This is a genomic window from Microvirga sp. HBU67558, assembly GCF_018069605.1.
GTDB lineage: Bacteria > Pseudomonadota > Alphaproteobacteria > Rhizobiales > Beijerinckiaceae > Microvirga > Microvirga terrae.
The window spans coordinates 41,590-59,024 of sequence record NZ_JAGPUP010000537.1 but is presented as its reverse complement, the minus strand read 5'-3'; the positions used below and the strand labels follow the sequence as shown (position 1 = coordinate 59,024).

Annotated in this window: 18 protein-coding genes; 8 read left to right on the top strand and 10 right to left on the bottom strand. The window is 65.4% G+C overall.

The features are described from left to right. Positions 1-197: 197 nt before the first annotated feature. Positions 198-926, bottom strand: a complete 729-nt coding sequence (locus KBI52_RS19745) for a cytochrome c biogenesis CcdA family protein (protein WP_210810782.1) — start codon at positions 924-926, stop codon at positions 198-200. 95 nt (positions 927-1,021) lie between these two features. On the opposite strand from KBI52_RS19745, the gene KBI52_RS19740 reads away from it, so the two are divergent. Continuing rightward, positions 1,022-2,023, top strand: a complete 1,002-nt coding sequence (locus KBI52_RS19740) for a P1 family peptidase (protein WP_173949476.1) — start codon at positions 1,022-1,024, stop codon at positions 2,021-2,023. Here the strand turns inward: KBI52_RS19740 and KBI52_RS19735 are convergent. After that, on the bottom strand, positions 2,020-3,261 hold the full coding sequence (locus tag KBI52_RS19735) for an FAD-binding oxidoreductase (protein WP_210810779.1): 1,242 nt from the start codon (positions 3,259-3,261) through the stop codon (positions 2,020-2,022). The genes KBI52_RS19740 and KBI52_RS19735 overlap by 4 nt on opposite strands. Before the next feature lie 211 nt (positions 3,262-3,472). On the opposite strand from KBI52_RS19735, the gene rpe reads away from it, so the two are divergent. Beyond that, entirely contained in the window at positions 3,473-4,144 is a 672-nt protein-coding gene (rpe, locus tag KBI52_RS19730) for a ribulose-phosphate 3-epimerase (protein ID WP_173949478.1), read from the top strand. A 15-nt stretch (positions 4,145-4,159) separates the two neighbouring features. On the opposite strand, the gene KBI52_RS19725 is transcribed toward rpe, so the two are convergent. Continuing rightward, entirely contained in the window at positions 4,160-4,786 is a 627-nt protein-coding gene (locus KBI52_RS19725; protein ID WP_210810778.1) for a TetR/AcrR family transcriptional regulator, read from the bottom strand. Continuing rightward, the gene (locus KBI52_RS19720; protein WP_210810775.1) at positions 4,783-5,406 is read right to left on the bottom strand and encodes a hypothetical protein; all 624 of its coding nucleotides are present in this window, start codon (positions 5,404-5,406) and stop codon (positions 4,783-4,785) included. Before KBI52_RS19720 ends, KBI52_RS19725 begins: the two co-directional genes overlap by 4 nt. 264 nt (positions 5,407-5,670) lie before the next feature. Between KBI52_RS19720 and purB the strand changes: the two genes are divergently transcribed. The 4 genes from purB to KBI52_RS19700 all read left to right on the top strand — a co-directional run bounded on the left by purB (position 5,671) and on the right by KBI52_RS19700 (position 9,713). Beyond that, positions 5,671-6,984 (top strand): adenylosuccinate lyase, encoded by a 1,314-nt coding sequence (gene purB / locus KBI52_RS19715; protein WP_210810773.1) that lies wholly within the window; start codon positions 5,671-5,673, stop codon positions 6,982-6,984. A gap of 210 nt (positions 6,985-7,194) precedes the next feature. Next, positions 7,195-8,448 (top strand): cyclopropane-fatty-acyl-phospholipid synthase family protein, encoded by a 1,254-nt coding sequence (locus tag KBI52_RS19710; protein WP_210810772.1) that lies wholly within the window; start codon positions 7,195-7,197, stop codon positions 8,446-8,448. Positions 8,449-8,479: 31 nt separating this feature from the next. Beyond that, positions 8,480-9,031: an alpha/beta hydrolase gene (locus tag KBI52_RS19705; RefSeq protein WP_173949483.1), complete on the top strand. Its 552-nt coding sequence runs from the start codon at positions 8,480-8,482 to the stop codon at positions 9,029-9,031. A 103-nt stretch (positions 9,032-9,134) separates the two neighbouring features. Next, positions 9,135-9,713 (top strand): Spy/CpxP family protein refolding chaperone, encoded by a 579-nt coding sequence (locus KBI52_RS19700; protein WP_210810770.1) that lies wholly within the window; start codon positions 9,135-9,137, stop codon positions 9,711-9,713. Between the two features lie 63 nt (positions 9,714-9,776). Here KBI52_RS19700 and rpsD read toward each other — a convergent pair whose 3' ends face one another. The 6 genes from rpsD to KBI52_RS19670 all read right to left on the bottom strand — a co-directional run bounded on the left by rpsD (position 9,777) and on the right by KBI52_RS19670 (position 14,924). Beyond that, the gene (rpsD, locus tag KBI52_RS19695; RefSeq protein ID WP_009494134.1) at positions 9,777-10,394 is read right to left on the bottom strand and encodes a 30S ribosomal protein S4; all 618 of its coding nucleotides are present in this window, start codon (positions 10,392-10,394) and stop codon (positions 9,777-9,779) included. A gap of 217 nt (positions 10,395-10,611) precedes the next feature. Further along, positions 10,612-11,484, bottom strand: a complete 873-nt coding sequence (gene murI, locus KBI52_RS19690; RefSeq protein WP_210810759.1) for a glutamate racemase — start codon at positions 11,482-11,484, stop codon at positions 10,612-10,614. Positions 11,485-11,519: 35 nt separating this feature from the next. Further along, entirely contained in the window at positions 11,520-12,695 is a 1,176-nt protein-coding gene (locus KBI52_RS19685) for an alpha/beta hydrolase (protein WP_210810758.1), read from the bottom strand. A gap of 65 nt (positions 12,696-12,760) precedes the next feature. Next, positions 12,761-13,507: an RNA methyltransferase gene (locus KBI52_RS19680; RefSeq protein WP_173949487.1), complete on the bottom strand. Its 747-nt coding sequence runs from the start codon at positions 13,505-13,507 to the stop codon at positions 12,761-12,763. Between the two features lie 20 nt (positions 13,508-13,527). Continuing rightward, positions 13,528-14,379, bottom strand: a complete 852-nt coding sequence (locus KBI52_RS19675) for an alpha/beta hydrolase (RefSeq protein ID WP_210810757.1) — start codon at positions 14,377-14,379, stop codon at positions 13,528-13,530. Between the two features lie 260 nt (positions 14,380-14,639). Then, the gene (locus tag KBI52_RS19670) at positions 14,640-14,924 is read right to left on the bottom strand and encodes a hypothetical protein (RefSeq protein WP_210810752.1); all 285 of its coding nucleotides are present in this window, start codon (positions 14,922-14,924) and stop codon (positions 14,640-14,642) included. A 493-nt stretch (positions 14,925-15,417) separates the two neighbouring features. Here KBI52_RS19670 and KBI52_RS19665 point away from each other — a divergent pair, with 493 nt between their 5' ends. Both KBI52_RS19665 and KBI52_RS19660 read left to right on the top strand, forming a co-directional pair. Further along, on the top strand, positions 15,418-15,561 hold the full coding sequence (locus KBI52_RS19665; RefSeq protein WP_210810749.1) for a hypothetical protein: 144 nt from the start codon (positions 15,418-15,420) through the stop codon (positions 15,559-15,561). A gap of 110 nt (positions 15,562-15,671) precedes the next feature. Further along, the gene (locus tag KBI52_RS19660) at positions 15,672-16,886 is read left to right on the top strand and encodes an NADP-dependent isocitrate dehydrogenase (protein ID WP_173949491.1); all 1,215 of its coding nucleotides are present in this window, start codon (positions 15,672-15,674) and stop codon (positions 16,884-16,886) included. Positions 16,887-17,435 lie beyond the last annotated feature (549 nt).

The following is a 17,435-nucleotide window of genomic DNA, read 5'->3' as shown; positions in this document are numbered from 1 at the left end:
TCCCGATCCGGAAGAGCGCCGCACCTCAAACAAGCGGGATCACCGGGACAAGCCCGGTGATGACGTCGAAGGAGTCAGAGCCGGCCATCCCTATCGGACACCCACCGCGCCTCGCAGTATCGAGATTACCGGCGCGAACCGAACGATGACGGCGAGGGCGAAATCCTCGTTCGAGGCCGGGCTTCGCGAAGGTCGGCCTATCCCAGCCGCCCCAATGCCGGGAACGTCTCCAGGAGCCAGAACGACATGGTGGTGATCCAGCCGGTGAGGAACGCGATGCCGGTGAGGACGAGGAGGACGCCCATGACCTTCTCGACCAGGGCGAAGCGGGAGCGCATGCGCTTCAACAGCGCCACGAACGGCTTCATGGCGAAGGCAGCGAGCAGGAAGGGGATGCCGAGACCTGCCGAATAGGCGGCGAGGAGCAGGGCTCCGCGGGACACGCTGTCCTCCGAGCCCGCCACAGTGAGGATCGCGGCCAGAACCGGACCGATGCAGGGCGTCCAGCCGAACGCGAAGGCGAGGCCCATCACGTAGGCGCCCCACAGGCCCACCGGCCGGGCGACGGTGAAGCGGGCCTCGCGGTAGAACAGCCCGATGCGGAACAGCCCGAGGAAATGCAGCCCCATCACGATGATGGCGATGCCTGCCACCGTGCTCAGGACATCGAGATACTGCCGGATGGCCTGGCCCAGGGCCGAGGCCGTCGCGCCCAGCAGCACGAAGACGGTCGAGAAGCCGGCCACGAACAGCAGGGCGGCCAGGACCGCGCGCTGGCGCACGGCGCGGTCGTCGCCCGCGCTGAGGCGGTCGAAGGTGGTGCCGGCCAGGAACGACAGGTAGGGCGGCACCAGCGGCAGGACGCAGGGGCTGAGAAAGCTGATGAGGCCGCCGAGCGCCGCGGCCGGATAGGAAACACTGAGCATGGAAGCCTTCTATCCTGTCACGCCTCCCCGAGAAAGGCGGTGAAGCGCCGGTTCGCCAGCTTGTGAAGGCGGCCGATTTCCGGTTTGCTCGCTGCATGACACAAAGCCGCAATCTCATCACGGACGTGGCAGGCCTGCGCATCGGCAACGCCCAGGACGCCGGTCTCGGCTCGGGCGTGACCGTCGCGCTCTTCGACGAGCCGGCCGTCACCTCGGTCTTCGCCATGGGCGGAGCCCCGGCGACCCGGGAGACCGACCTCCTCGACCCGGACAAGATGGTGCCGGCCATCCATGGCGTGGTGCTCTCCGGCGGATCCGCCTTCGGGCTCGATGCGTCGAGCGGCGTCCAGGCCTGCTTGAGGGAGCAGGGGATCGGCTTCGCGGTCCGCGACGCGCTCGTGCCCCTGGTGTCCCAGGCGTCGATCTTCGATCTCGTCAACGGCGGCGACAAGGATTGGGGCCGCTACCCGCCCTACCGGGAGCTCGGCTACGAGGCGGCCCGGCAGGCCGGCCCGGACTTCGCCCTCGGCACCGCCGGCGGCGGCTACGGCGCCACCACGGCAAACCTGAAGGGCGGCCTGGGCTCGGCGAGCGCCCTGACCTCCTCGGGCCATACGGTGGGCGCCCTCGTGGTGGTCAACAGCATCGCCTCGGCGGTCATCGGAGACGGCCCGCATTTCTGGGCCGGCGCCCTGGAGGAAGGTCGCGAGTTCGGCGGTCACGGCCATCCTGCGCGGGTCGGTCCGGACCATCGCAGGCTCGTCTGGAAGGGCGGCCCGCAGCCGGCCACCACCATTGCCCTCGTCGCCACCGACGCCGTCCTGACGAAGGCCCAGGCCAAGCGCCTCGCCGTCGCGTCCCATGCGGGTCTCGCCCGGGGCCTGCGCTTCTCCCATGCCCTGTTCGACGGCGACACGATCTTCGCCGCCGCCACCGGCCGGAGGCCGCTGGGCGATGAGGCGGCGGAGTTCACCGAGCTGACGGCGCTTGCTGCCGACTGCCTGAGCCGCGCTATCGCACGAGGCGTCTACGAGGCGACGGCCCTGCCCTATCCGGGCGCGCAGCCGGCCTGGCGGGACCGCTTCGCGCTCGCCTAGAACCGCTCTGCCCGGTAGGGCTTCGGATCGACCACCGGGGTCTCGCCGGTGATCATCTCGGCCAGCAGGCGGCCAGTGACCGGCCCGAGGGTCAGGCCGTGATGGGCGTGTCCGAAGCCGAACCACAGGTTCTTGTGCTTCGGGGCGGGACCGATGATCGGCATCATGTCCGGCGTGCAGGGCCGCATGCCCATCCACGGTTCCGGATCGACCCGCTCGCCCAGGGGAAAGAAGTCGCGCGCGATCGGCTCGGCACGCTGGAGCTGGACCGGCGTCTTCGGCGCGTCGCGGTTGGCGAATTCGGCGCCCGTGGTGAGGCGGACACCCTTCGACATGGGGGCGAGGAAATAGCCCCGGTCGAAATCCAGGGTCGGCCGGTTGAGCACCGCATTGCCCTCGGGCTTGTAGTGCATGTGGTAGCCGCGCTTGACCGCCAGGGGCAGATCGTATCCGAGCTTCGTCGTCACCACGTCCGCCCAGGCACCCAGGGCGATGACCACGGTGTCGGCGTCCACGGGCCCCTTCTCGGTCTGGATGCGCCAGCCGGTCGGCGTTTCCTCCAGCGTCCGGGCATCCCCGGAGGCGAGCTCGCCTCCGAGACGCTCGAACAGTCCGACATATCCCATGGTCAGCATGTGAGGATCGGACACCGAGGCCGGATCGGTCCAGTGGATGCCGCCCTTCGTCTCCACCTTGAGATGCGGCTCCCGCTCGGCGACGGCCCGGGGGTCGAGCGCATCGAAGTTGACGCCGAAATCGCGCTTGACCTCTTCCGCGTCCTTGAACTGCTCGTCGCGGCTCTTCTCGTCCCGGAACACCTTCATCCAGCCGGTCGGGCGGATCAGGTGCGTGGAGCCGGATTCCTCGGCCAGCGCCATATGCTCGGTGACGCTGCGCTCGATGAGCGGCGCATACATCCGGGCGATCGCCTTGTGCTGGGCGGGACGCGAATGCATCCAGTACTGCCACAGGAACGGCGCGAGCTTGGGGATCGCCGCCCAGTGGTAATGGGCGTCGATGGTGTTGTTGAGGGCATAGCGCAGCAGGGCGCCGAAATCGTGCGGAAAGCCGTAGGGGTAGACGCCCTCGCGCTGGATCAGGCCGGCATTGCCGAAGGAGGTCTCCTCGCCGGGCTTGCGCCGGTCGACCAGCAGGACCGAGCGTCCGCGCTTCTGCAGATGGACGGCAATCGACACGCCGACGATCCCGGCCCCAAGAACAACCACATCCTTACGCATGAAGGCTCTGCCCCGTTCAAAGTCGCGTCCGGCCCCGGACAGCGAGTTCGTATCCTTGTGACGAGGCCATCTTTACTCCCGTTGGATCGAGGCCGTCCATGGAATTCCTGCTGCAACCGGGCCTCTCCCCAGCCAAGTGGTCTTCAATTGGTTCGAACCGGTGGCGCGATGCCCCGTTGCGGCCGGAAAACGCCCGTGCTACCGGCGCGGCATGACACGCCCCCTTCTCATCGCCCCCTCCATCCTGGCCTCCGATTTCTCGAAGCTCGGCGAGGAGATCCGCGCCATCGACGCCTCCGGTGCGGACTGGATCCACATCGACGTGATGGACGGGCATTTCGTGCCGAACATCACCATCGGTCCCGACGTGGTGAAGGCGCTGCGTCCGCACACCTCGAAGCCTTTCGACGTCCACCTGATGATCGCGCCGGTGGATCCTTACCTCGAAGCCTTCGCCAAGGCGGGCGCGGACATCATCAGCATCCACGCCGAGGCGGGACCGCACCTGCACCGCTCTCTGCAGACCATCCGGAGCCTCGGCAAGAAGGCCGGCATCGTTCTGAACCCCGGCACGCACGAACGGGCCATCGAGCCGGTGATCGACGATGTGGACCTGATCCTCCTGATGACGGTCAATCCCGGCTTCGGCGGTCAGGCCTTCATCCCGTCCGTCTGCACCAAGCTGCGGCGGATCAAGGAGATGGTCGGCGACCGGAACATCGACATCGAGATCGACGGCGGCGTGACACCCGAGACGGCGCCCCTGGTGGCCGAAGCCGGCGCCAATGTGCTCGTTGCCGGGTCCGCCACGTTCAAGGGTGGTCCTTCCGCCTATGCGGCCAACATGGCGGCCATCCGCGAGGCGGCCGCAAAGGCACGCTGAGGCCAGCGTGCCGGGTCAGGACGTTGCTCCCGCCAGCCCGGATGCGAGCAGGCGGGTGAGGAAATCGGCCAAGCGGTCGACGAAGCTCTCGTCGACCTTCAGGTTGTGCGGCGGACGGGTGAGATACTCGTAGTCTCGGACGAAGATGAAGCCCTGATGCAGAAGCCAGAGGCTCGCCACCGCCACCTCCTCGGCGCTCGCTTCCTCGCCCAGGAACCGCCGCACCAGCCGCTCGGCGGACGTGACCAGGGAGGCGTTCTCCGACATGGCCAGATCCTGGAAGATGTCCGTCCGCTGCAGAATCTCCCAGTTCAGAATCCGGATGTAGCGGGCCAGGACCGTTCGCTTCAGGAGCGGCAGGAGCATCTGCCGCACGAAGAGCCGCAGCGCCTCCCTCGGCTCCAGAACATCCAGCCTCTCGGCATCCAGGACGTCTGATTCCTTCAGCGCCGCGAAGGCCACGCGCAGCACCTCCCGGTACAGGCCTTCCTTGCCGCCGAAGTGATAGGTGATCGCCGCCTGGTTCGCGCCGGCCTTGCGGGTGATGTCGCGGACCGACCCACCCTCGTAACCCTTCTCGGCGAACACGATGGCGGCGGCCTCGATCAGAGCCTCCCTGGTCCGTTCGGAGGCGCGGCTCATCTCAGCACGAGGTCGGCCACGGAACCGCCCCAGGACGTAACGGTCGTGAGGATCCGCCCGGGCAACGGGACGAGGCTCGGAAGGGAGACGCCCAGAATCTCGATCGACCGGCCCTCGGAGACCTCTGCAGAGGACACGGCGGCCTGCGCTGCTTGCGCCGCCTGAGCGACGACCGGGCGAGCCGGAGGAAGGATGCCGATTGCCGGAAGATGGCTGCACGCGTCGAGGCAGGCGGAGGCAACAACTTGGCGAGGCGTTGCTTGAACGGGGTTGTCCGACTTCAGGGCAACCGTTTCGTTCGACCATTCGCGTGCAAGCGGAGGCGAGTACGGGAGGTCGTCGGTCGGCCCGAAGACGGCCGCGAACTCGTCAACGCTGGCGACGCGCGCCCGGAAGCCGTCCGCAATGAAATTCGCATTTAGGAGGCTTGCGACGTGATGCGGTTCAGCGCTTGCCAGGGCCTGGGGGGCCGCGGCCTCCTCATTCCTTCCAAGGCCCAGATAAGTGTTCGTGATCGCGGCGACGCAGACCGTTGCGGTCACGGAGACGATAATCTGCAAGACGAGCTTTCCACCAGTCTCAGCAGCCTTGCCGATGATCCCTTTGAAAGCGGCACGCATACGGGCTCCTCATCTGAATTAAAACGTCTGTATGATTTTCAAACAAGCGTTTGAGGCGAATTCAAGACGAGGTCAAGCTCCGATCAGGTTGGCACCCCGCGGAGCGAGGATCTTCGGTGTGAATGCGCTTGAATTCGAGACAGGCATCCAATAGCGATCAGGCAACGATCGTCAGCCTCGATCCGACCATTCGAGCCAACCCGGCTGCCACTGCCCCTCCAAGGCTCTTGAAGGGGTGCGGCGCCCGCAGGCAGGAGAAGATTTGTGATCCCCCGTTACAGCCGTCCCGAGATGGTGGCCATCTGGTCGCCGGAGACCAAGTTCCGCATCTGGTTCGAGATCGAGGCCCATGCCACCACGGCTCTGGCCAATCTCGGCGTCGTGCCGAAGGACGCGGCGGAAACGGTCTGGCAGAAGGGCTCCAAGGCCACGTTCGACGTGGAGCGGATCGACGCGATCGAGCGCGAGGTCAAGCACGACGTCATCGCGTTCCTCACGCATCTGGCGGAGATCGTCGGACCCGAAGCCCGCTTCGTCCACCAGGGCATGACCTCCTCCGACGTGCTCGACACCACCTTCAACGTGCAGCTCTCCCGCGCCTCCGACCTGCTGCTCCGCGACCTCGACGAGCTGCTCGCCGCCATCAAGCGCCGGGCCTTCGAACACAAGATGACACCGACCATCGGCCGGTCCCACGGAATCCATGCGGAGCCCACCACGTTCGGGCTCAAGCTCGCCCAGGCCTATGCGGAATTCGAGCGCTGCAAGGTTCGGCTGATCGAGGCTAGGCGGGAGGTCTCCACCTGCGCCATCTCGGGCGCCGTCGGCACCTTCGCCAACATCGACCCGAGCGTCGAGGAATACGTGGCCGAGCAGATGGGCCTGCAGGTCGAGCCGGTCTCGACCCAGGTCATCCCCCGCGACCGGCACGCCATGTATTTTGCCACGCTCGGCGTGATCGCGTCCTCCATCGAGCGCCTGGCCACGGAGGTCCGCCACCTGCAGCGCAGCGAGGTCCTGGAGGCGGAGGAGTTCTTCTCGGCGGGCCAGAAGGGCTCGTCCGCCATGCCGCACAAGCGCAACCCGGTGCTCACCGAGAACCTCACCGGGCTTGCCCGCATGGTCCGGGCCTATGCCATGCCGGCCATGGAGAACGTGGCGCTCTGGCACGAGCGGGACATCTCGCATTCGTCCGTCGAGCGCATGATCGGACCCGACGCCACCGTGACCCTGGATTTCGCCCTGGCGCGGCTCACCAACGTCATCGACAAGCTCGTGGTCTATCCGGAGAATATGCAGAAGAACCTGGACCGCCTCGGCGGCCTCGTCCACTCGCAGCGGGTTCTCCTGGCCCTGACGCAGAAGGGCGCTTCCCGTGAGGACGCCTATCGGCTGGTCCAGCGCAACGCAATGCCCGTCTGGCGCGGCGAAGGCGACTTCCTGACCCTGCTCAAGAACGATACCGACGTGACGAAGTACCTGTCGGCGGACGAGATCGAGACCTGCTTCGACCTCGCCTACCACTTCAAGCATGTGGATACGATCTTCGCGCGGGTCTTCGGCGCAGGCGGCGCATAGCTCAGGGGCTGGAAATATTTCCACAATGAGCAACAATCCCCAGTAGAGCGACGGACCAAATAGGGGCGTCCACCTCGGGCGTCCCCTTGCGGGTTCGAGCCCTCTCTTCGTGAGCGCATCATCCGGGCGGAAAACCGGGGCAGCTTTTCGCCGACCTGGCCTTTGGGTCCGCACGATGCGCTGAGAGATCAACGGCGCGGGATTGTTGCCATGCTGTCGGAGAAGCTTCTCGATCTTGCCTTCACGCGGGCCGTGACACACGGCACCCTCGAGATGACCACGGCCAGCGGCCGGCTTTCCACCTTCGGCGACGGCTCGGAGCCCCGCGTCTCGATCCGGTTCACGGACCTCGCTGCCCAAATGGCCCTCTGCCTGCATCCTGAGCTGAAGCTCGGCGAATTGTTCGTGGATGGCCGCCTCGTCATCGAGCGGGGCACCATCCTCGACCTGCTCCAACTTCTTCTTCAGGACACTCACGGTACCCTCGACGAGCTCCCTCTTCATCGATTGCGCCGGATTCGGTCCGCCATGATGCGCCGTGCCGAGAACAATGCAGCCCGGTCCAAACGTAACGTCGCCCATCACTACGATCTCGACGGCCGGCTCTATTCCCTCTTCCTCGACGGCGACCGCCAGTATTCCTGCGCCTATTTCGACCATGCCGACGCGAGCCTCGAGGAGGCTCAGATGGCCAAGAAGCGGCACATCGCGGCCAAGCTGATGGTCGATCCGGGCCACAGCGTCCTCGACATCGGCTCGGGATGGGGCGGCATGGGCCTCTATCTGGCTCAGGTGGCCGAAGCGGGGTCGGTAAAGGGCATCACGCTCTCGCAGGAGCAGTTGGAGGCGTCGCGCAAAAGATCCGCCACCGCATGCCTCCAGGATCGCGTGCATTTCGAGCTCCAGGACTACCGGGCCGCCGAGGGGTCGTTCGACCGAATCGTCTCGGTGGGGATGTTCGAGCATGTGGGTGTGGCCTCCTACGACGCCTACTTCCAGGCGAGCCGTAAACTCCTCAAGGAGGACGGGGTCATGCTCCTCCACACCATCGGGCGCTCGGGCATGCCCTATCCGACCAATCCGTGGATCACAAAGTACATCTTCCCGGGGGGCCACCTGCCGGTCCTGTCGGAGATGATGCCCGCCATCGAGCGGGCTGGCCTGATCGTGACCGATGTCGAGATCCTGCGCCTGCACTACGCCTATACCCTTCAGGCCTGGCGCGAGCGCTTCATGGCCCATCGCGAGGAGGTGATGCGTCTTTACGACGAGCGCTTCTGCCGGATATGGGAGTGCTACCTCGCCATGTCAGAATCCGCCTTCCGTTGGCAGGACGCTGTGGTGTTCCAGCTCCAGCTCGCGCGACGCAACGACGTGGTGCCCCTCACCCGCGACTATATCGCTGAGCGCGAAGCCGCCCTGAAGGAGGCGGAGGAGAACATGGAGTTGATGCGGAGCGCTTGAACCAGCCTGTGCGGGTCTTTATCTCGATGGCATGAAAACCTCCGATTGCGACATCCTCATCGTTCCCGGCTACACGAATTCCGGCGAAGACCATTGGCAGAGCCGCTGGGAGCGCCAGCTCTCGACCGCCTGGCGCGTCGAGCAGGAGAACTGGGACGCACCCGACAAGGATGCCTGGGTCGAGCGTATCGTGCGCGATGTGGAACGGGCCGAGAAGCCGGTGGTGCTCGTCGGGCACAGCCTCGGGGTGCTGGCGGTCGCCCATGCGGCGCCGCAACTCGCCGGCGGGAAGGCTCGCGGCGCCTTCCTGGTCAGCCTGCCGGACGTGGAGAGACCCGACTTCATCCCGGCCATCGACCGGGCCTTCGCGCCGATCCCGCGCGATCCCTTCCCTTTCCCGTCCGTTCTGGTCGCCAGCAGGACCGATCCCCATTGCGACTATGCCAAGGCGGAAGACATCGCCTACGCCTGGGGGGCGGCGATCGTCGACGCGGGCGATGCCGGCCACGTCAATACGGAAAGCGGCCATGGTCCCTGGCCCGAGGGCCTGATGCGTTTCGCCGGGTTCCTGAAAAGACTCTGACGAACCCACATTGTCCACATGACGAAAAGTTCATGCGGCGGTCACCTGAGCGAGAGCAGGAGCGGAGCAATCTAATCCTATCGCCACTACGGAGGATGTCCGCATGAAGACCATCGCCACCATTGCTCTTGCTGCCCTGCTGGCCGGCACAGGCACCTATGCGATCGCGCAGCAGAGTCCTGCGCCGAACGCGCCGGCGGCGGCGCAGGATCAGGGCCGGCAGGACCGCCGTCCCCGCATGAGCCAGGACGACTTCAACCGGCTCGTGGATGCCCGTATCGCCTCCATCAAGGCCGGGCTGAAGCTCTCCGCCGACCAGGAGAGGCTCTGGGCCCCTGTCGAGACGGCAATCCGCTCCTCGGCCACCGAGCGTTACTCACGCTTCGAGCAGCGCCCGACCCGCGAACAGCGCCAGTCCATGGATTTCATGCAGCGTCTCGAGCGGCGCAGCACCATGAGGACCGAGGGCGCGCAGCGCTCGGCTGCGGTCACCGCCGCCCTGCGACCGCTCTGGGACAGCTTCAGCGAAGATCAGAAGCGGATTGCGCCGCGCCTCATGCGGGAGGCGATCGACGTCGACGGACCGCGCTGGGCCGACCGCGGAGGACGTCGGGGTCACGACCGTGACCATCACCGGATGGGCATGCATCAGGGCGGGCCGCGCGGTCCGGTTCAGCAATAGGCCCGGACGACAAAAAGGCCGCCCACAGGGCGGCCTTTCTGATTTCTAACCGGCTTTCGCGGATTAGCGCGAGTAGAACTCGATCACGAGGTTCGGTTCCATCTGGACCGGGTACGGCACTTCCGACAGAGTCGGAATGCGCGTTACGCGAGCCGTCATCTTGGAGTGATCGACCTCGATGTAGTCCGGAACGTCGCGCTCGGCGAGCTGGCTCGCCACGACGACGACTTCGAGCTGCTTGGACTTGTCCTTCACCTCGATCACGTCGCCGGCCTTCACCTGATAGCTCGGGATGTTCACGCGGCGGCCGTTGACCTTCACGTGACCATGGTTGACGAACTGACGGGCGGCGAACGGGGTCGCGACGAACTTCGCGCGGTACACGACCGCGTCGAGACGGCGCTCGAGCAGGCCAACCAGGTTCTCACCGGAGTCGCCCTTCAGGCGGATCGCCTCCGCGTAGTAGCGGCGGAACTGCTTCTCGGTGATGTTGGCGTAGTAGCCCTTGAGCTTCTGCTTGGCGCGCAGCTGCGTGCCGAAGTCGGACATCTTGCCTTTACGGCGCTGGCCGTGCTGGCCCGGACCATATTCGCGGCGATTCACAGGGCTCTTCGGGCGGCCCCAGATATTCTGACCCATGCGGCGGTCAAGCTTGTGCTTGGCCTGAATGCGCTTCGACATCGCTGTTCCTCTGTGTTGTCGAATTTGCGAGGAACGCGCCCTCCTCTTCCCATCATTCCCGAGGAGGCCCAAAGGGCCGTCTCGAGGGATGGGACGACAGGCCGACCGGAGCCGGGCCACGGGAGCGTAAAAAGTTACGCGGCCCATGAGGACCGCGTGAACGGGACGCATTTAGGCGGGAACAGCCAGAAAGTCAACCGGAGATGAGCCCGTCGTGTCAGCCCACGAGCAGCGGCATTTCCTCGATGACCACCAGCGGCAGGCCTTTGCCCTGCAGGGACCTGCGGAGCGCCGTGCCTATTCCGGCTCCGCTCGTGAACACGGCCACGGTCTCGTTCTCGTCGGCCTCGTGGCCGGGAACCGGCTCGCCGATCAGCTGGGTCACCCGGCGGGCGATGGCTGGAGCCGGGTCGATCCACGTCACCGGCCAGGGCGCCAGGGACTGGAAGCGCGGGAGGAGCAGCGGATAATGGGTGCAGCTCAGCGCTACCACGTCGGTCCGGCCACCCGCATCCTCGACGAAGCAGGGCCGAAGCTCGTCCAGGAGATCCTCGTCCGGGACGGGACTGCCCGCAAGCTCCGCCTCGGCAAACCCCGCAAGGCGGCGCGAGCCCACGAGGTTGACCTTGCAGCCGGCCGCATAGGTCTCGACGAGATCGCGGGTGTAATCCCGGGCCACGGTGCCGGGGGTGGCGAGGACCGACACGTAGCCGGTCTGAGTCATCCGGGCTGCCGGCTTGATGGCCGGAACGGTGCCGACGAACGGGATGGAGAACCGTTCGCGGAGATAGGGAAGCACGACCGTCGACGCGGTATTGCAGGCCACCACGGCGATATCGGGACTGTGAAGGGCGATCAGCCGCTCCATCACGGCCACGACCCGCTCGGCCAGAACCGCCTCGCTCAGGCGGCCGTAGGGAAATCCTGCATCGTCCGCCGCATAGACGAAGCGCGCATCCGGTCGGGCCTTGAGCACCTCGGAAAAGACTGTGAGGCCGCCGAGGCCGGAATCGAAAACGAGGATGGTGGGTACGGGGGACGGCATGACGGCAGGATTATAGGTCGCCCCTGCCAGAAGATCGACACGCATGACTAACCCTTACTAACGCAACGTGGTCACAAGTCCTAGAGGCCCTGCCTGGATCCCGGAGCCGGCATGTCGAGCCTGCGGCGCGGGCCTCGCTCCTCCTTCGCCTCCGGCGCATCCCCCTTCGGCATCTGCGCCGACAGGCGCTTGACGGGCCAGCCGTCGCTCCACGTGCTCATGTCGACGAGTTTGGGATCGCGCAGGAGCGCCGTCGCGTCCCTGCCCGCGAAGGCGGCCTCGGAAGCGATGTCGAAGGTCTTCCAGAAGGCCAGGAAATCGAGGGTATCGGTGCCGTTGTTGCCGAGCTGCTGAGTCAGGATGGTCTGCGGCCCGCTGAGTGCCATATCGGCGCTCCAGCGCCAGGTGTTCCGCTGCTTGGGATCGCGGGGCGGATCCGGGGGCAGCTTGATGGTGGAGGCGTCGTAATCGGCCTTGGGAGATCCGGGCGATGCCAGGGTCGCCGTCAGGGCCGGAAAGCCGTGATCGTCGGAGGACGCCCGCATGAACAGCTTGCGGGTCGAGGGAACGGCGCTCGCCTGCTGGAGCATCAGGCGGGAGGCCCGGTCGCTCGGCAGGTAGTCGCGATCGCCGCTCATGGCGATGATCAGGGTTGATGGGTCAACGGTCGCGAGGTCCCGCAGCAGGATTCCGCGCTCCTTCTCGTTCGACGCGATGCCCCCCGGCATGAGGCCGAAGATCAGCTTCGGCGGCGGAACCTTGCCGGAGCCCGCTCCGGCCGCGATGTTGAGCGCGATCGGCATGCCGGCCGAATGGCCGATAAGGGCCAGCCGATTCTTGTCCGGCTTGGCGTTCGGGTCGTTCTTCAGCTCCGCGAGAGCATTCTGGATCAGGTCTTCGGCGAGATTCGAGGCGTCGGCCGGTCGGGATCGGTTCACGTCCTGGAACCGGGGAAACAGAACGAGATGGCCCTTCCGGGCCAGATGTTCGATCCAGCCTCCGTAAAGCCCCGGATTCACGGCTCCCCAGGAATGCAGGAAGACCACGACGGGGCGCGGCTTCGCCGGCGTGTCGGCGCCATGGAACACGAACGTCCCGGTGCTCGCTGTTCCGAGCGCCCGCTTGACGATCTCGGTCGACCTGTAGTCGCGCCCGCCCGGCCCCTGCTCGGGTTGTTGCGGCGGCGTCGCCGCGTGAGCCCATGGTCCCGCGACCGAGACGCCAAGGAGCAGAACAGGCAGCAGGGAGCGGCGCATCGTCGTCTCGAACTCTCTTCCCAACCGGGCAGATAGGGCCCTGTCGTTATAAAGCCACGATTTGATTAAGGTTTTCTCAATCGTCTTCCTTCTGCAAGGGCACGAATCGCCCCACGCAGGGTGCGCACCTCCTGCTCGGTCATCTCGAGGCGGAGGAAGATGTCCCGCATGTTGCGGGTCATGGTCGGCTTCTTGTCTTCGGGATAGAAGTTCACCGCGTCGAGTTCCGCCTCGACATAGTCGAAAAACGACGTGACCGTCTCGCGATGCGCCGGCGGCGACTGCCGGCCGCCGTCGAAGGGCAGAGCACCGCCGGTGGCGAGCTTGTACCATTCGTACGACACGAGAAGGACCGCCTGCGCCAGATTGAGGGACGAAAACTTCGGATCGACCGGGAAAGTGACGATCGCATCGGCGAGCGACACCTCGTCATTCTCGAGTCCCGTGCGCTCGCGTCCAAACAGGATGCCGATGCCCTGCCCGGCCCCGAGCCGCTGCTGCGCGTCCTTCATGGCCTCGTCCGGCGCGAAGACCCGCTTCATCTGTCCCCGCTCGCGGGCCGTGGTCGCGAAGACGAAGTTCAGATCGGCAATGGCCTCGCGGACCGTGTCGTAAAGCCTTGCTCCCTCCAGCACATGAGTCGCGCCGGAAGCGGCGGAATGCGCCCCCTTCTTGGGCCAGCCGTTCCGAGGAGACACGAGACGCAGCTCCGACAGCCCGAAATTGGCCATCGCTCGGGCCACCATGCCGATGTTCTCGGCCAGCTGGGGCTCCACGAGGATGATGATGGGCTTCTGCGATGCATCGGTCATGGGTCGGGTCGCGGATCGGATCAGTTGGAAATGTCACGGGCGAGGGCTGCCCTCAGTCCCACCTGGAACATGGAGCCGTGGTTCTCTCCGGGATAGGCACGCTGGGTTAAGACGATATCGGGCCGGCCGGCAAGCCTTCCGAGCATTTCGGCGAGCATCGCCCGCCCCTGGAGCATCCGCGCTTTCCGCCGCTCGTCGTCGCGCGGGTCCTGCGTCACATCGTAGAGAATGACGACATCGGACTGCCCCTCTGTGCGACGCTTGGACGTCTCCTCCCTGCGCAGCATCAGCGGCGCATGCCACCACAGGGATGGGCTGACAGCGCAATAGGACCGGAAGAGGTCGGGCTGCCTGAAGAGGGCATGGATCACGAAGAGGCCACCATAGGAATGACCCCAGAGCGAGCGCCGCGCCGGATCGAGGGAGAAGTCCTTCGCCAGCTCGGGGAGTAGCCGCTCGGCCAGAAGGTCGAGGAAGATGTCCGCTCCTCCCACTTTCTCGGATGGGTCGGGATCATCCGGACCGGCGCGGTCCTCCGGAGGAACGGGCGGCGTGTAGTCCTGCGTCCGGGCGTTCACGTCATGTCGCCCGCCGGTCTCGTAGCCGATGCCGATCAGAACGGTCCCCGGCACATGATCGAGATCCGCCTGCCGGAGATCGTCGAAAGCCGCATTGCCGTCGAGCATGACGATCGCCGGCCAGCCTTCGGCGGGTGGATTGGCAAGCGGAACAGCGACGAACGCTCGATAATGGCGCAACCCGTCTGCGGAATCGAAGCGCCTCTGTGCAAAGCGATGCGTCGACGACGGGGCTTCCCAGAGCGCAGTGCCGGACCGAAGCCGCAGGTCCGGCTGCGCATGAAGAGCGGACATTCCGGCGATCAAGGAGGTCGCGGCAAGAAAGCTTCGTCGATGCATGGTCGGACCGATGGACGCGATGAGCGGTACCCTCGCTTTACGCCACCCCGGGCTGTTTGTCTCCACACCAGGGCCGGTCCAGGGATGTAGCAGGCTGACCAGGATGCGGCCGCGGTCCTGGGCCTGCGACCATGCTCCGCCGCGACCCATATGAAACCCCCTCCGGGCGGGCCCGGAGGGGTCTGTCGGCGCGGGATCGGCTTACGACCGGCGCCCTACCAGCAACCCCAGCCGCAATAGTAATGCGGACGGGAGGCCGCCCCGATGGCGGCTCCCCCGACCACACCGACCGCCGTGCCCACGGCCACCTGGCTCGCAGCCGCATTCGATTGCGCGACATTGTTGCGGTAATTCGCATTCCGGCAGCGCTCGTAGGATTTGGTACCTGGCTTCAAGCCCGATTCCATGCAGACGGAATCGTCATTGGCCATGGATTGCTCGGCCGTCTGGCAGCCGGCCAGAACCAAGGTGGCGGCCCCGAGAATGATAGCAAGACGCATGTCAGCTCCCTTTGTTGACAACACAATTCCCTCCGGCGGCACCCCCGACCCGAGGGCCTCGGATCTGATGCCTCTGAGGAGACCGCCGGAACGAAGGGATCAGAACTACGGATAAGCTTGGCTTTCCGTGCGACAGCACACGTGTCGTGGTGAATTTTCCGCCGAAGGGAACTCAGACCCGTGGATATCCCTTATTTCCTGCGACCTTAACGTCATAATATCACGCAACTCTCCCTACGTCACGGTCTATCATGTAACTGAGTTGCACTTTCTCGCGCCGCGCCTTTGCCTGATCCAGGGCCTTGCCTTGCCGGCTTATGCAGTTCCCCAGACACGCACCCCGCCCGGCGCGCCTCCCCTGTTTCATGGCAACTGGTGCGGTGTGGGCGATGCGAACCGGGCCACCCCGATCAACGCTCTAGATGGGGCCTGCCGGGCACACGACCTTTGCGATGAACAGGTCGGCCAGGGCGCCTGCATGTGAGACCGTGCCATGATGGGCGCTACGGCGGCGCTCGTGAGGAACCGGAAGGTTCCGGAGACGATCCGGAGCAAGGCGGCGACCGTCAACTCGCTGCTCAGTGCAGCCATGTGCACCGAGGTCCCGAAAATGCCACGGCAGGCGGTGAGCCGCTGAATTCCTGTCCTGTCCCCACCTTCCCCCAAGACCCTAACCGCGCTATAGCCCCCGCAACCATCCTGCCGAAGGGCAGGCATGTTCCCGTTCTTCAAGCGCAAGGTGAGATCATGGCGAAGATCAAGGTTGCCAATCCGGTCGTCGAACTCGACGGCGACGAGATGACCCGCATTATCTGGCACTTCATCAAAGAGAAGCTGATCCACCCCTATCTCGACATCGACCTCAAGTACTATGACCTCGGCGTCGAGCACCGCGACGCCACCAACGACAAGGTCACCGTCGAAGCGGCCGAGGCAATCAAGAAGTACGGGGTCGGCGTGAAGTGCGCCACCATCACCCCGGACGAGGCCCGCGTGAAGGAATTCAACCTCAAGGAAATGTGGAAGTCGCCCAACGGCACGATCCGCAACATCCTCGGCGGCGTGATCTTCCGCGAGCCCATCATCTGCAAGAACGTGCCGCGCCTCGTGCCCGGCTGGACTCAGCCGATCATCGTGGGCCGCCATGCCTTCGGCGATCAGTACCGCGCAACGGATTTCAAGATCCCCGGCAAGGGTCGCCTGACGATCAAGTTCGAGGGCGAGGACGGAACCGTCATCGAGAAGGAAGTCTTCAAGTTCCCGGATGCCGGCGTCGCCATGGCGATGTACAACCTGGACGACTCGATCCGCGAGTTCGCCCGCGCGTCGATGAACTATGGCCTGATGCGCAAGTACCCGGTCTACCTCTCCACGAAGAACACCATCCTCAAGGCCTATGACGGCCGCTTCAAGGACATCTTCGAAGAAGTCTACCAGAACGAGTTCAAGGCGAAGTTCGATGCCGCCGGCATCATCTACGAGCATCGCCTCATCGACGACATGGTCGCGTCGGCGCTCAAGTGGTCGGGCGGATACGTGTGGGCCTGCAAGAACTACGACGGCGACGTGCAGTCCGACACGGTCGCGCAGGGCTTCGGCTCGCTCGGCCTGATGACCTCCGTGCTGATGACGCCGGACGGACAGACGGTCGAGGCGGAAGCTGCCCACGGCACCGTGACGCGCCACTACCGCGAGCACCAGAAGGGCAAGGAGACCTCGACGAACTCCATCGCGTCGATCTTTGCCTGGACCCGTGGCCTTGCCCACCGCGCCAAGCTCGACGACAACGCGGAGCTCGCCAGGTTCGCCGCGACCCTGGAGAAGGTCTGCGTCGACACGGTCGAGGCTGGCTACATGACAAAGGACCTCGCCCTCCTGGTTGGCGCCGAGCAGAAGTGGCTCTCCACCACCGGCTTCCTCGACAAGATCGACGAGAACCTCAAGAAGGCGATGGCAGCGTAATCGACGCCATTCCTTGTCGAAACGAGAGAGCCCGGCCTTCGTGCCGGGCTTTTTGCTGTTTTACCCAGGCGAGCGGCGAAGCTTGACAATGTTCCCATTTTGTTCTAATGATATATCATGATGATAGGGAACGCCATGGATGCTTCGATACGCCGGTTCACGGAATGCCCTGCTGGAGATCCGCTATGACTTTGCCGTCGCCCAGCTGGAACTGCGACGGCTTCGCCTCCTGAGAGCCTGCAAGCGGTACGATCCCACAGCCGAGAGTTCCCGCCGGCGGGCCCGCTGGCGGACAATGGACAGGCGGCAACGGCGGCGGGCCACGATCGGAATACGCGCAGCTCAGACCGCGCCGAATTTCGGGATACCGCATCATCGGTGGCCGAGCGCATGCGGTCACGCCAGCCCAGGAAGCGCGCTTGGACATATCGGCCGCTCAGGCCCGCGCCTTGGTGCGCGAGGTGCAGCGGCGGGACCCGCCGTGGAAGCCCGGGCCCAGCATCTATGAAGGCGTTGAGGGGCAGATCCTGGCCAACCAATCGGAGGCAC